This is a genomic window from Shigella sp. FC1544 (genome assembly GCF_001722145.1).
In the GTDB taxonomy this organism is placed as follows: domain Bacteria; phylum Pseudomonadota; class Gammaproteobacteria; order Enterobacterales; family Enterobacteriaceae; genus Escherichia; species Escherichia coli.
Map to the genome: position 1 here is coordinate 1 of NZ_MECT01000500.1, position 293 is coordinate 293.

Here is a 293-nt window from a genome sequence, read left to right on the forward strand (position 1 = left end):
GGCGGTATACCATCCGGCCGCCACACAGCACGCATTCGAACGGGTCACGACTCAGGAACTGTTTCACCATTTGTGCATAGCACACTTTCGCCACTGGTTCCGGTTTATCCATCCCCAGAGCACGGTACACCTGCGGCAGCTTCTCTCCACACACCCGGTTGGCAAGGAACCCGAAGTACCTCACCATCTTAAAAAACTTCTCCGGGATGTGTAATGCCAGTCAGTTAAGCAACTGACTGGCTCTTTTTCGGGGCTGTGGGGTATTTCCAGGGCCTCTCCTTTACCACTCTCGG

General features: G+C 54.6%; 1 protein-coding gene and 1 pseudogene. Both read right to left on the minus strand.

The window, feature by feature from the left end:
* Positions 1–220: pseudogene (locus BGK49_RS19030) on the minus strand (transposase); the annotation flags it as partial.
* A 4-nt stretch (positions 221–224) separates the two neighbouring features.
* Positions 225–293: hypothetical protein (locus BGK49_RS31750; protein WP_371356892.1), on the minus strand; the 69-nt coding region annotated here is incomplete at its 5' end.